This is a genomic window from Mesoplasma entomophilum (genome assembly GCF_002804125.1).
GTDB classification, from domain to species: domain Bacteria; phylum Bacillota_I; class Bacilli_A; order Mycoplasmatales; family Mycoplasmataceae; genus Mesoplasma; species Mesoplasma entomophilum.
Map to the genome: position 1 here is coordinate 157,141 of NZ_CP024966.1, position 14,542 is coordinate 171,682.

General features: G+C 28.8%; 15 protein-coding genes. All 15 read left to right on the forward strand.

What is annotated here, in order from left to right; genetic code table 4:
- The 15 genes from secY (at nucleotide 1) to MENTO_RS00790 (ending at nucleotide 14,525) form a co-directional block, all read left to right on the forward strand.
- Entirely contained in the window at nucleotides 1-1,461 is a 1,461-nt protein-coding gene (secY, locus tag MENTO_RS00720) for a preprotein translocase subunit SecY (RefSeq protein ID WP_099650991.1), read from the forward strand.
- Between the two features lie 81 nt (nucleotides 1,462-1,542).
- Entirely contained in the window at nucleotides 1,543-1,950 is a 408-nt protein-coding gene (cdd, locus tag MENTO_RS00725; protein WP_099650992.1) for a cytidine deaminase, read from the forward strand.
- 12 nt (nucleotides 1,951-1,962) lie between these two features.
- Nucleotides 1,963-2,601 (forward strand): adenylate kinase family protein, encoded by a 639-nt coding sequence (locus MENTO_RS00730; protein WP_099650993.1) that lies wholly within the window; start codon nucleotides 1,963-1,965, stop codon nucleotides 2,599-2,601.
- Nucleotides 2,602-3,360, forward strand: a complete 759-nt coding sequence (gene map / locus MENTO_RS00735) for a type I methionyl aminopeptidase (RefSeq protein WP_099650994.1) — start codon at nucleotides 2,602-2,604, stop codon at nucleotides 3,358-3,360. It abuts the gene before it with no gap.
- A 12-nt stretch (nucleotides 3,361-3,372) separates the two neighbouring features.
- The gene (infA, locus tag MENTO_RS00740; RefSeq protein WP_028124060.1) at nucleotides 3,373-3,609 is read left to right on the forward strand and encodes a translation initiation factor IF-1; all 237 of its coding nucleotides are present in this window, start codon (nucleotides 3,373-3,375) and stop codon (nucleotides 3,607-3,609) included.
- 68 nt (nucleotides 3,610-3,677) lie between these two features.
- Complete coding sequence (gene rpmJ, locus MENTO_RS00745; protein WP_011183044.1) at nucleotides 3,678-3,791, forward strand: 50S ribosomal protein L36; 114 nt, start codon at nucleotides 3,678-3,680, stop codon at nucleotides 3,789-3,791.
- Between the two features lie 57 nt (nucleotides 3,792-3,848).
- On the forward strand, nucleotides 3,849-4,214 hold the full coding sequence (rpsM, locus tag MENTO_RS00750; RefSeq protein WP_099650995.1) for a 30S ribosomal protein S13: 366 nt from the start codon (nucleotides 3,849-3,851) through the stop codon (nucleotides 4,212-4,214).
- A 22-nt stretch (nucleotides 4,215-4,236) separates the two neighbouring features.
- Complete coding sequence (gene rpsK / locus MENTO_RS00755) at nucleotides 4,237-4,629, forward strand: 30S ribosomal protein S11 (RefSeq protein WP_011183046.1); 393 nt, start codon at nucleotides 4,237-4,239, stop codon at nucleotides 4,627-4,629.
- 24 nt (nucleotides 4,630-4,653) lie between these two features.
- The gene (locus MENTO_RS00760; RefSeq protein WP_099650996.1) at nucleotides 4,654-5,607 is read left to right on the forward strand and encodes a DNA-directed RNA polymerase subunit alpha; all 954 of its coding nucleotides are present in this window, start codon (nucleotides 4,654-4,656) and stop codon (nucleotides 5,605-5,607) included.
- Between the two features lie 21 nt (nucleotides 5,608-5,628).
- Complete coding sequence (gene rplQ / locus MENTO_RS00765) at nucleotides 5,629-5,988, forward strand: 50S ribosomal protein L17 (protein ID WP_011183048.1); 360 nt, start codon at nucleotides 5,629-5,631, stop codon at nucleotides 5,986-5,988.
- A gap of 465 nt (nucleotides 5,989-6,453) precedes the next feature.
- Entirely contained in the window at nucleotides 6,454-7,311 is an 858-nt protein-coding gene (locus tag MENTO_RS00770; protein WP_164703840.1) for an energy-coupling factor transporter ATPase, read from the forward strand.
- Nucleotides 7,302-8,249, forward strand: a complete 948-nt coding sequence (locus MENTO_RS00775) for an energy-coupling factor transporter ATPase (RefSeq protein WP_099650998.1) — start codon at nucleotides 7,302-7,304, stop codon at nucleotides 8,247-8,249. Before MENTO_RS00770 ends, MENTO_RS00775 begins: the two co-directional genes overlap by 10 nt.
- 1 nt (nucleotide 8,250) lies before the next feature.
- Nucleotides 8,251-9,252, forward strand: a complete 1,002-nt coding sequence (locus MENTO_RS00780; RefSeq protein ID WP_099650999.1) for an energy-coupling factor transporter transmembrane component T family protein — start codon at nucleotides 8,251-8,253, stop codon at nucleotides 9,250-9,252.
- A 3-nt stretch (nucleotides 9,253-9,255) separates the two neighbouring features.
- Nucleotides 9,256-10,011 (forward strand): tRNA pseudouridine(38-40) synthase TruA, encoded by a 756-nt coding sequence (gene truA / locus MENTO_RS00785; protein WP_099651000.1) that lies wholly within the window; start codon nucleotides 9,256-9,258, stop codon nucleotides 10,009-10,011.
- A gap of 227 nt (nucleotides 10,012-10,238) precedes the next feature.
- A complete protein-coding gene (locus MENTO_RS00790; protein ID WP_099651001.1) occupies nucleotides 10,239-14,525 on the forward strand; it encodes an ABC transporter permease in 4,287 nt (1,428 codons plus the stop codon).
- Nucleotides 14,526-14,542 lie beyond the last annotated feature (17 nt).

Here is a 14,542-nt window from a genome sequence, read left to right on the forward strand (position 1 = left end):
ATGGCAAAAAAGTTCGCTAAAAAAAGCAAACAATATTCAGCCAAAAAATCACAAAGTAATAATAGCGATTTAAAAACTGGCAACTTCTTTATTAAAAATAAAGATATTCTAGGTAGAATCGCTTTTACTTTATTATTATTAGTGGTTATAAGGATTGGAGTATATATTACAGTGCCTGGTATTAGATTAACTTCTGATTATCAAAATGCTATTAACAATTCACAGTTCTTTCAATTACTTTCAACATTAGGGGGAGGTACAATTGGGAGATTCTCAATTTTAGCATTAGGTGTTTCACCGTATATTACCGCTTCAATTATTGTTCAGTTGCTTTCAACTGATGTTGTTCCTATTTTAACTAGATGAAATAAGTCTGGTGAAAGAGGAAGAAAAAAATTAGATAAATTAACAAAAGTATTAATGATTCCATTTGCTCTAATGCAAGGGATTGCAACGATATTTACTCTTCAACAACAGGGCGTTATTGAGCCAGGTTGATCAAGTGACAATGTATTAGCATCTCCAGCATTTTATTATGTATTAGTACCGCTTGTTATGTTAGCTGGTTCATACTTTATGTTATGAATTGCTGACCAAATTACAATCAAAGGTGTTGGTAATGGTATTTCGATAGTTATCTTTATTGGTATTATTGTTCAATTACCTAACCAAATTAAAGCTACATATGATTTCTGAATACCTTCAAATGAAAGTATTAACGTTTTCTTTGATGGAATAATTAAGTTTTCAATTTATATGTTAGTTTTCTTTGTTGTTATATTTTCTGTTGTACTTATGAATGAAGCAGAACGAAAAGTTCCAATTCAACAAACAGGAAGTGGTTTAATTGATTCAAAAGATCATACACCATATTTACCTTTAAAATTGAATAATGCTGGGGTTATACCAGTTATCTTTGCATCAGCCTTGATTTCTACACCAATTACAATTGCACAAATTATCGACCCAACTGCTAGCACGGCTACCGTTAACTCGGCAAATGCATTTGTAAGGTTTACACAGCACTACCTTTCATTTAATACGTGATGAGGAATTGGAATATTTGCTGTAATGATTGTATTATTTACATTCTTATATGCACAAGTCCAAATTAATCCTGAAAAAATAAGTGAAAACTTTCAAAAATCAGGAACATTTATACCAGGTATTAAACCAGGTAAAGACACAACTAATTTCCTAAAAGGGACAATTAATCGATTATCTTTATTTGGAGCTATATTCTTAGCAGCAATTGCAGCGCTGCCATATGTAATATCTAAATTAACTAATTTACCAAGTCAATTAGCTATTGGAGGAACTGGTTTAATTATTTGTATATCGGTTGCGATTCAAACAACGCAACAATTGCAAGGTAGAATTACTCAACATAAATTTATTGAAAGTAAAAAACAAAACTTTACTGAAGAAGCCTCAACTAAATCTTCAACTCATATTTGATAAAAGACTCATAGGGGTCTTTTTTGATTCAACTAAAAATTATTTTTTAGATATAATATAATAGATATGAAAGAGGTATTAATGATGGCTGATAAGCAAAATGTATTTGAAGAATTATTAAGATTAAAGGAAAACTCATATAGCCCATATTCAAATTTTAAAGTTGCTTGTTTAATTTATTTAAGCAACGGTGAAAAAATAAAGGGTGTAAATATTGAGAATGCTGCATATCCAGCAACTATATGTGCTGAAAGGTCAGCCTTAGCTCAAGCTTATTCTTTAGGTTATAAAAAAAGTGACATAAAGTCTTTAGAGTTATACACAGATTCTGAAACATTAGGTTCACCTTGTGGAGTTTGCCGTCAGGTTATTTCTGAATTAGTAGATTGATCTGCAACTATTTCAATTTACAATAAAAATGGGTTTCAGTTAGAAACAAACATTAAAGAGTTGTTGCCACACGCTTTTGAGCCTGCACAACTTATTAAATAAGAGGAGAGAAATATGAATATTATGTTATTAGGTGCCCCAGGTTCAGGAAAAGGCACATTAGCTGAAAAATTAATTAAAAATCAAGGATTCAAACAAATGTCAACTGGAGACTTGATGCGTAAAGAAATAAAAGAAGAAACACCTTTAGGAATTGAATGTGCCAGATACATGAATGAAGGTAAACTAGTTCCTGATGAAGTTACAATGGGGATTGTTAAAAACTTTTTACAAGACAACCATAATCAATTAATTTTTGATGGTATTCCAAGAACATTAAATCAAGCTAAAATTTTAGAAGAAAACTTAGTTGAATTAAATGCAAGAATTGACAAAGTTATTTACATTGATGTTCCTACACAAATTCTTTTAGACAGAATTAGTGGAAGACTAATTTGCCCAAAATGTAAAGTAAGTTATCACATTATTAGCAGAAAACCAAAAGCAGAGGGAATCTGTGATAATGACGGTAGTGAACTAGTTCGTAGACCAGATGATGCTCCAGAAAAAGTTAAAGTTAGACTTGAAGCATATGCAAATGAAACTGCACCATTGGTTGATTACTACAAAAATAAACCAGGGTTTGTACACATTGTTGACAATGCAAATACAACTGCAGAGGAAGTTTATGCAGAAGTTTTAGGAGCTTTATAAATGGCTGTAACAATAAAATCACCACAAGAAATTGATAAAATGCGAGTTGCTGGGCAAGTACTAGCAGAAGCAATTGAAATGTTAAAATCAATGATTAAACCAGGAGTAAATTGTTTAGATTTGGATAAAGAATTTGAAAAATTTATAACTGAAAAAAAATGTAAATCAAACTTTAAAAACTATCATGGGTACCCAAAAACAATTTGTGTATCTATCAATGAGCAATTAGTCCACGGAATTCCTCAAGATAGAATTTTAGAAGAGGGAGATATAGTTTCTGTTGATACAGGCTGCATTTATGAAGGATATCACGCTGATAGTGCATTTAGTATGATAGTTGGGATTGCAAAAGATGCAAAACATGATATACTATTAAAAGTCACTGAAGAATGTTTGGACTTAGCTATTAAAGCTTTAGCTCCAGGCGTTCGTATTGGAACTATTGGAAGTATAGTTCAAACTCATGCTGAAAGCTTTGGGTTTGGAGTTCCAAGAGATTATACAGGACACGGAATTGGAACAGAAATGCATGAAGATCCATTCATACCAAATTATGGTAAAAAGGATACCGGAATGCGTTTACAAGCTGGAATGGTTATTTGTATTGAACCAATGATTCAAATGGGAACTTACAAAACAAAACTTGCAGCAGACAATTGAACAGTTCTTTCAGCTGACAAGAGTATGACTGCTCACTTTGAACACACTATTTTAATTACTGATAGTGGTTATGAAGTATTAACTAAATCAAAAAGATAGGGGTTGTAGTTTATGGCAAAAGAAGCAGAAATGGAATTTGAAGGTACGGTTGTAGAAGTATTGCCTAATGCAAAATTCAAAGTACAACTGGAAAACGACATTGTTATTGATGCGCACGTGTCAGGTAAAATCCGAATGCATTACATTCGCATCTTACCTGGAGATAAAGTAACAGTCGTGATATCACCTTATGATATGACACGTGGAAGAATTACATATAGAAAAATTGCTAAAAAAGCAGAAATGTAATTAATAAAAATTGACTTAGGTCAATTTAAATTGTTTAAACACAAAAAGAACAAATACGGAGGTTACAGATGAAAGTAAGATCATCAGTCAAAAAAATTTGCGACAAATGTCGTGTTATTAGACGTAAAGGCCGCGTAATGATTATTTGTGCACAACCAAAGCACAAACAAAGACAAGGTTAATTAGTCTAAATATAAAATTATTAGAAATAAATTTTATTTAAGAAAGGAATTAGAGATATGGCTCGTATTAGTGGAGTAGAAATCCCAAACGAAAAAAGAGTTGTAATTTCATTAACATATATTTATGGAATTGGATTATCAACATCTCAAAAAGTTTTATCAAAGTTAAACATCAGTGAAGATGTTCGTACAAAAGATTTAACTGAAGAACAAATTAAAGCAATTTCTACAGAAATTTCAAACTTCAAAGTTGAAGGGGAATTACGTAGAGAAGTATCATTAAATATTAAACGTTTAATGGAAATAGGATGTTACAGAGGATTAAGACACCGTAAAGGATTACCTGTAAGAGGGCAATCTTCAAAAACAAACGCAAGAACTGTTAAAGGTCCAAGAAAAACTGTAGCTAACAAGAAAAAATAGAAGGTAGAAGGAGATTACAAAAATGGCAAAACCAAAAACAAATAATACAAAAAAACGTATTAAGAAAAATATTCCAAAAGGTATCGCTCATATTCACTCTACTTTTAACAATACAATTGTTACTATTAGTGATGAAAAAGGGAACGTACTTTCTTGATCAAGCGCTGGAGCAATCGGGTTTAAAGGTTCTAAAAAATCTACACCTTATGCAGCACAAATGATTTCAGAAGCAGCTGCAAAAGGTGCAATGGATCAAGGTGTTAAATCAGTTCAAGTTGAAGTAAAAGGTCCAGGTCCAGGTCGTGATGCTGCTGTTAGAGCATTAACAATCGTAGGAATGGAAGTAACTTCAATTAAGGATTGTACGCCAATCCCTCATAATGGAGTTCGTCCTAAAAAACGCCCAAGAAAATAATTATAGAACAAGGAGTTTTAGCGAATGAAACAATTTAATAAACCAGAATTCGGAATTGTAAAAGAATCACCAAATAAATTTTACGGTAAGTTTGAAGCAGCTCCTCTTGAAAGAGGATTTGCTGTAACTTTAGGTAATGCATTAAGAAGAACATTATTATCATCAACACCGGGAGCTAGTGTTTTTGCAATTAAAATTGCTGGAGCACAACATGAGTTTACTTCAATCTCAGGTATTGAAGAAAATGTAACTCGTATCGTTTTAAATGTTAAAAAATTAATATTAAGAATCGATAACGCAATTTACAGTGATGATGAAACTGTTGAACTAAAAGTAGGAACATCTACTGTTGGTCCAGTTACTGCAGGAAGCTTAGTTTTACCAGCAGGAGTAGAGGTTTTAAACAAAGACCTTGTTATTGCTAATGTTGCTGAAGGTGGTAATTTAGATTTAGTATTGTATGCTAAAAACTCAAGAGGTTACAAAACTTTCAAAGAAAACAAAGAATTAAAAGATGTAGTGCCAGGGATGATTACAATCGATTCAAACTACTCACCAATTATCAAAGTTGCTTATGGTTCAATACCAATCAACTTAGGTAAAGCTCAAGATTTTGAAAAATTAATCTTGGAAGTAGAGACAGATGGATCAATCTTAGCATCTGATGCAGTCTCATTAGCATCAAAAATTTTAATTTCACACTTTGATGTATTTACTACTTTGGCTGAAGAAGTTGAAGAAGTAGCAATTATGGGTGTTGAAACTGTGGAAGAAAAAGAGTTAGACAAACCTGTTGAAGAATTAGAGTTTACTCAAAGAAGTTTAAACTGCTTAAAACGTGCTGGAATAAGCACATTAAGAGAATTAGTTTCTAAAACTGAAGATGAAATTCAAGATATTAGAAATTTAGGACGTAAGTCATTAAAAGAAATTAAAGATAAAGTTGCGACTTTAGAATTAACATTTAAACAAAATTAAGATTAATAAGGAGGTAAATATATGTCATATATTCAAAAACAAGGTAAGAATACTGCATGAAGAGTAGCTTTAATGCGTAACTTAACTAGTGAATTAATTGTTTCAGAACGTTTAGAAATTACTGAAACAAGAGCTAAAGAGTTAAGAAAACATTTAGATAAAATGGTTACTTTAGCAAAGCGTGGCGATTTACACGCTAGACGTCAAGCTGCTTCATGATTAAGAAATATTGAAGCTAGTTCAAAAGAAGACGTTTTACAAAAATTATTTACAACTATCGCTAAAAAATATAAAGATAGAGATGGTGGATACACACGTATCTTAAAATTAGATAACCGTAAGGGTGATAATGCACCAATGGTTATTATTGAATTAGTTTAGTAATAAAAAATTTAAGGTTAATATGCCTTATTTTTTTTGTCTATTTTGTCTATTTTAATTTATAATTATTATAAACTAAACTTAAAACAGGGGAGATACAACATGGATTCATTAAAAAAATTTAAAGAAACAAAACTTACAGGTAAAGATCTTAATGATTTCAAGATCAAGCTACATGCAAAATACATTGAAATGTTAGAAGCAAATAATAATTTCTTTAAATTTAAAGAAGCTGAAAAACAAGGAAAAATAACAAAAGAGGAATTAGCAGAGTATAAAACTAAATCTTTAGAGGCTAAAAAAGCGTTTAAAGAAATTTGTAAAGATAAATCATTTACTAATAATTTAAAAACAATATCAAAAATTTATAACTCAACTACAAGAAAAAATAGTTCTGTTATTTTAGAGCAAGCTAAGGCAGAATTGAATGAAGCAAGAATTTTAAAAAGAGAAGCTAGAGATTCAATTAAAGACCATGGTAGAGGTGCTCAATTAACAAAACTTGATAAAGTTGCAGTAAAAGTTGAAAACCTAAAATTTAAATATGCTCCTGATTTCCCTTATGCACTAAATGATGTAAGTTTTGAAATCAATGATGGTGAATATGTTGCTGTTATTGGTCATAATGGAAGTGGTAAATCAACTCTTTCAAAAATGTTAATTGGAGTTCTTTCTGCACAGGAAGGACATGTTAGTATTTATGGTAATGTCGTAACTCAAGACAACTTGGATCAAGCTCGTAAATTCCTTGGAATTGTATTCCAAAATCCTGATAATCAGTTTATTGGTTCAAGTGTAGAGGCTGACATTGCATTTGGTTTAGAAAATAAACGTGTTAATCCAAAGGAAATGCAAAAAATAATTTATGACTCAGCAAAAAAAGTAGGAATGGAAAACTTTTTAGATAAGGAACCATTAAACCTATCTGGTGGACAAAAACAAAGAGTTGCTATTGCTAGTGCTCTAGCATTAAACCCTGATATCTTAATTTTTGATGAAGCAACAAGTATGCTTGATCCAAAAGGTAATAGAGAAATAAAAGAAATTATGGTTGAACTAAGAGATAAAATGAAAAAAACAATTATTTCAATTACACACGACATGGATGAAATTCTTAATGCTGATAAAGTTATTGTTATGAATGGTGGGCGTATGGTTAAAATAGGTAAACCAGAAGAAGTTTTAAAAGAAAAAGAATTTTTAAGATCAATCAAATTGGAAATTCCATTTTTATCTTTAGTTGAAGAAGCTTTAGGTAACGAAGGCATTAAAGTTAAACATAGTCAAAATATGGATGAGTTGGTGAAGCAATTATGCAAATAAATAAAAAAGAAATTAAGCAAAACTTAAAAAAATGAAATAAAGAAAAAAAGAATGTTAAAAATTTTTCATTTACGGGAGATATTGTTTTAGATAATGTAAGTTATACTTATTCAAGAAAAACTCCATTTGAATTTAGAGCTCTTGATAATGCAAATTTAACAATAGCTGATAAAAAGATAACATGCGTTATAGGTACTACAGGTTCGGGTAAATCAACAATGATTCAGTTAACAAATGGATTATTAATTTCTGAAACAGGTCAAACAATTGTTGGGGATTATAAAATACCAGCAGGATTAAAAAAAATAAAAGAAGTTAAAGATTTAAGAAGAGAAGTTGGACTAGTCTTCCAATTCCCGGAATATCAACTGTTTCAAGATACTATTGAAAAAGATATAGCATTTGGACCTATTCATTTAGGTGCTGATAAAGAAGAAGTTTATAAAAAAATTCCTGAATTATTGGACTTAGTTTCATTACCAAGAGAATATGCAAAAAGATCGCCTTTTGAATTATCTGGTGGACAAAAAAGAAGAACTGCTATTGCTGGAATTATTGCAATGGATGGTAAAACTTTAGTACTTGATGAACCAACTGGAGGATTAGATCCAAAAGGTGAAGAAGACTTCATGAATTTATTTTTAAGACTAAATAAAAAGCAAGGTAAAAGAATTATTATGGTAACTCATAACATGGACCAAGTTTTGAAAGTAGCTGATGAAGTAATTGTAATGCATGAAGGAAAAGTTATTTCAAAGGGAACACCATTTGAAATATTTTCTAATGAAGAATTATTATCAAAAATTCAAATTGAACCACCAAAATTATACAAACTAATGTATAAACTAAAAGAACAAGGAACAGATTTATTAAATAAACATATTAGAACTATTGATGAATTTGCAAAAGCATTTAAAGAATTAAGAAAGGGGAAATAATATGAGAGTAACATTCGGTAGATATTTACCAAAGAATTCTATTATCCATGCAATGGATCCTAGGTTCAAATTGGTAATGATTATCCTATTAATGGTAAGTATATTTTTACCTATTGGTTTTACAGGTTATATTATCTGTGCTGTTGTTATTTTAACAATTTTTGCACTATCTAAATTAAGTTTTAGAATGTTACTTGGATTATTACCACCTGTAGTATTTGTATTTGTAGTTATCTTTTTAATGAATGCTTTCTTAACGCACCCAGACCCAAAGATTTTAGAGCAATTTTTAAATGAAGGAAGTAAAGTATCTGGGGTTTGAGTAAATAAACTTTCAGGAGGAGCAGTAGTAGGTCAATTTTTAACAAATGCAAGCAATATATCAGACTTACCTAATGGTTATCAAAATATAGGTTTATTTTATAAAATAGGGCCTATTTGATTAAGTGAAAAAGCTTTATATAATGCATTAATCATGACATTTAGAATTTATTTAATGATTTCATTAACTTGCATACTTACAGCTTCAACTTCACCATTACAATTAACATTAGCGATTGAAGATTTACTGTACCCATTGAAATGAATTGGAATACCAGTTTATATACTTTCAATGATCATTTCTATTGCATTACGTATGATCCCTACTTTAATTGATGAAGCTGGAAGAATTATGAAAGCTCAGTCTTCAAGAGGGATTGATGTTAAAAACGGTAAACTTAAAGATAAAGTAAAAGGTCTTACTTCATTAATTATTCCTTTATTAGTATCAGCTTTCCAAAAAGCAGAAGATTTATCATATGCTATGGAAGCAAGGGGATATGATCCTTATTCAAAAAGAACAAGATATATTCAATTTAAATTTAGAGCAATGGATTTAATGTTATTATTATTTGCTTTCGCATTAATGCTATTCTTAATTTTATACTCAGTTGGTGTATTAGGATTATGACAAATTGGTATACCAAGACTTGATACTATAATAGGTATTAAAGCATATTAATAAATGTTTAAGTTTTTATTAACATTACAATATGATGGTTCTGATTTTCATGGTTGAATTGAACAACCAAATTCTTCAACTATCCAAGGTGAATTAAATAAGGCTATTAATAAAGTTACAAAAAGTACCAAATTCAAGACAGTTGGCGCTAGTAAAACAGACACTGGGGTACATGCTATTGATCAAAAAGTAACTTTAGATTTAGAATTTAACCCAAAATTAGAATTATTTAAAAAGGCAATCAATAAAGCCTTGCCTGAAACTATTAGAATAAGTTCTATTGAGAAAATTGAAAATAATTTTAATATAAGAGATGTTTTATATAAAGAATATTCTTACACAGTTAATGACGGGCAATATAATTTATTAACAAATAGATTTGAACTTAATTGAAACTTTGGTCAAATAGATGTTAAAAAAATGCAATCAATATTTGATTTATTTGTTGGGGAACATGATTTTAAATTATTTTCAGGCTTAAATGGGAAAGAACTTGAAGTCAATAATATTAAAACAATAAGAAATATCGAATCAATAAAAGTAGTTAGAGTTGATGATAAAGTGATCATCAATTTTAAAGCAAAAGGATTCATTAGATATCAAATTAGAATGATAGTTCAATCAGCTTTAAATTGTTATTTAGATAAAAAAATATCTGCAGAGCAAATTCAAGAAAAATTGCAGGGGAAAGGAACTAAACCTCCATTTAATGCCCCTGCTAAAGGACTTAAATTAAACAAAATTGTATTTAACTCATAAAATAGTGTATTATTATGTTAAGGGTGTTGTTAAAACAATATCACTAATGTAATAAACTGATAAAATTATCGTCTGTTTTTGAATAAGCTTAGGCAAAGAAGGAAAACGATATGTTTATGAGTTCACTACAAGCAAGCACCCTAAAAAAGACACAAATGTGTCTTTTTTTTCTTTAATTTGATAAAATTAAATAAATACATTTTAATTCTAAAGGGAAGGTATTAATTATGCATTTTAAAAAAATTTATTTAATGTTAAAAAATTCATTTAAAAATGCCACTAAAAGCAAAACACAATTAATTGGTGTTACTGTTTTAGCCTTTTTACTGTCTTTAGTTTTAACTTTAGTTGTTTCAATGAATGTTCGTGTTATTGAAAAATATAAAGAAATGAATGAAAATTCAAGAGTTCATGATGCTGTTATTGATTTAAACCCTTATGATAAAGTAGCAACTGGGGAAAATGAAGAAACTGAGGAAGCACCAAAAAATCTTGTTGCAGCTCAACAATATTGAATATACAAGTTGCAAGAAAAATATTTTGAAGAGTCAAGTGATCTGCAATTTGAGTGATCTAGAACAGAAGCTAGAGAGTTTTCTCAAGTAAAACATAATGATAATGATTTAACAATTAAAGCAATTACTAAAACAACGCAAAAAAATACTTTCAATAATCAAGAAGTAGATAAATTAGTTATTTTTGAAGGTCAAGATATACAAAGTCACCATCAAGTTGTAATTGATCCAAATTATGCAAAAAATAACGGTATTAAATTAGGTGATGTTATTAGGATACAAGCTGATAACTTAGGTAATTCTTTATTGGTTAGAGATACAAAAAACACCCAACTAGCTAGTGATATTAAAGAAATTGAAGATACAAGAACAGAAATAGACGCAGTTAATGGTAAATACAACACTTACTATTCAAACTATCAGTGATTTCAAGTTGTAGGATTTGGTAGTTCAGCAGATTTTATGTCTCCAATCTTTAATGCATCAACTACATTACCAAGTCGTAGCAAAGAAGTTATGATTTATGTTAGCCCAGCAGCATTTGGTTTAAAATATAACCAAGAGTCAAATCTATACGAATATAACTTAAACCAAAATGGTAATTTAGTAGTTTCTTCAAATGTAGAAATTGAATCATTTTACTCAATCAAATTCAAAGATGCTAACAAAGTTAAAAAAACAGGATTAGAACAATTTGAGAGTGATTTAAAAGAACTAATTAGAAGAAATTCAAATAATAAAATAGTTTATGGAAAAGAAGATTCAAGGTATAGATTTAGCAAAAGAATTCTTTTAATTCAAAAAACTATTCAAACTTATAATATAGCTGCTTTTATAATATTTATTTTAATTTTATTTGTATGCTTGTACACAATATCACTTGTTACAAAAAAACAAATTGAAAAAGCATCAAAACAATTAGGTACATTAAAAGCATTAGGGTACAGAAAACGTGTACTTGTTTATAATTTTGTTATGCTACCTGTAATTGCATCAACAATTGGTGGATTATTAGGATATATTGTTTCAATAAGTGTTTCAAACACGTTAACTAATGAATTTTCAAATTATTTCTCACTTAATTATTCAAAATTTGATTTTGATTGAATTTCATTAGCTTTAATGATTGGAGTTATGTGATTTATTTTATCAGCGATATCATTTGTTATAGCTACAATGTTAATGCGTAAATCATCATTAAGTTTAATTACTGCAACCTTTAATCAAAAAACTAGTGCATTTAAAGCTAAATTAAGAAGTATTCATTTTAGAAAAACATTTGGTTCAAAATTAAGAAAAGCTTTATTAGTAGATGCTTTTGGAAAAATGATGGCAATTGGTTTTGTAGTATTGCTCTCATCAATGTTATTTACAGTTTCATTCGCAGCTCCAGATATTTTAAAAAGAAATGAGAAAGCAACTTATACTGGTGTTAAATATAAACAAATAGTTGAATACGCTCAGCCAAGTTATAATAACCCCCTTACTTTTGCTAAAACATTTAACCCAGCAACAAAACAATATGAAATGGTTTACTCAAAAACTGTTGGGGGATGAACAAGTTTGGCTTTAAGAGATAATGGTGATTTTGATTATGATCAAATAATGACTGATTATTTTAATAATGAAATAAGTGAAAAATACTATTCAATTTTCATTCAAAATTTATTTACTCCATCAAGCAACAGTGAATATGCAATTCCAAACATTGTTGAATTATCACTAGCAAATATGAAACTCTTAAATTTAGAAGGTTCAATATTTGATAGTAATTACTTTAGACAATTATCTAAATATGGTGTTCCTGCTGCAAGTAATTCAGATGTATTGGGAAAAATGATTTCTCCCCTGATTTTAAAACAATGATTTGATTACCAAAATTTATTTAGTGAAATAAATTCAGCAAAAACATTATATGAAGCAGGAGCTGCTATGCAAACTTTCTATGCTAAATATTCTGAATCAATTGGTTTATCTATTAGCAATGATTTTAGAAGTGATTATGATAATTTTATGAGTGATAAGGATTGAATCAATGCTACTAAAGATCAGAAAATTAATGTATTTAATTTATCAAATGGTAATTTAGCAAACCAGTATCTAAAAAATAATGAAAATATGTTAAAAACATTATTGAAAACAGAAAATGGTAAAGTTCAATATGAAGATCAAACAAATGAAGCAAAGAAATTTAAATTAACTAATTCAAAATACACAGGTATTGGTTCTTTTAGAATTGCATCAGAGCATAATACAAAAGAGTCAATCAATGATTATTACTTAGGATTAAACTTTGATAAATTGGCAAAAGAAAATGATGAAAAAAATGCAACAGAAGCTATCATAGACATGTGAGAATGATTTACATTCTTATTCAATAATCGTGTTGATCAAGCAGTGATTCAATCAGCTTTCTCAAGACCACCTTATTCAGTTAAACAAACTTTAATTAATGCATTTAATTCAGATGATAAAAATTACTCAATGGCGTTCAACTTAGTTTCATATGATCCAAATCAAGAAGCATTGGGAACGAAAATCCAAGCTGAAAAGAATGGTAAGAACTTTAAAATTTATGGAATTGATAATGATGATAGATTTTTAGATTTAAGAGATTCTAATAATAATGATTTAATGCAAGATCTATTTAATTCTAAAGAAAAAAATGGAATTGTTATTAATGAAACACTTGCAAAAACTTTAAATCTTAAACAAGGACAAGAAGTAGACTTTAATGTTATTCAAAATGAATTACAAGATGCAACAAAAGGCGAAATTGTTCCTTATAAATTAAACGATTGAGATACAAGTAGTTTATGAAATGGAACTGGTGGATTTAAGCAAAATTCAAGAACCAACAATTTAGGTTCTAATGTATTAGTTACAAGACCTGATTTAGAAGATAAAAATGCAATAGACTTTATGACAAGTATATCTAAACCAACTGAATATTATAATTCAGTATTAAATGGTGACACAATCATTGGTAATAAATCAACTAATACAAAATTCAAAATTCTTGGTATTCATGAAGGATACGGATCAGCTCAAGCATGAATTAAGAATGATGATGCAAAATCTATTTTAAAATATGATGAAGTTGAAAATTACTTATGAAAAAATTTCTTTGCTAAACAATGAAACACTCAGTTTGGATATTCAACACTTGATCAATTTAACAATAAAATAATTATTGAAGATAAAGAACAAGAGGAACTAAAAATTTACAATAAAATTAAAGGTTTAGATTTATCAAAAAATGGTTTAGATGATTTAGATTTATTTAAAAATAAATTTATAGAACATCCGCAAAATAATGATGAAAAAGAATTAGGAAAATTGATTCTTAAAATATTTGAAAATCAATATCCGGTTTTCAATTACAAGTATTCTAACAAAACTGATTTAGCTGATTATAATACAGTGCTTAGTGTTTCAAATTCATTTGGGGACTATTCTCCAACAGCTTTAAATGGAATGGAAGCTAAATTTAGTTCTACTCACTCATCATTTGATGGTAGTGGTATTGGAACTGTTGAATGAATATTACCAATTGATTTATCAAAAGATATGTTAGAAGAAATATCACAATTAATTTTATTGTTAATTGCAATAGCGATAGTTTTAATACTATCTTTAACATTTGTAATTATTTTACTAACAACATCAATTATTATTACTGACAACATAAGATTTATATCAACAATGAGAGTTTTAGGATATCATGATGCTTATGTTGTTAAAACGGTAATGGGAATGTACCTAATTGTTATATCAACAATGTTTGCTGTGGGATTTGTAGCAGGATGATTTATTTTTGCAAAAGCCGTAAACATTATGTTGTTAAATGGTGTTGTTTTACCAATAACATTCCCAATTTGATTACCAATTGTAGTTTTCTTAGGAATAGTTGGTATTTATGCAATTGCCATTTATGCAGGATATAAAAGAATAACAAAAACCAATTCTGTACAAATTTTACAAAATGCAGATCTCTAATTAGAAAGGGTATTTAA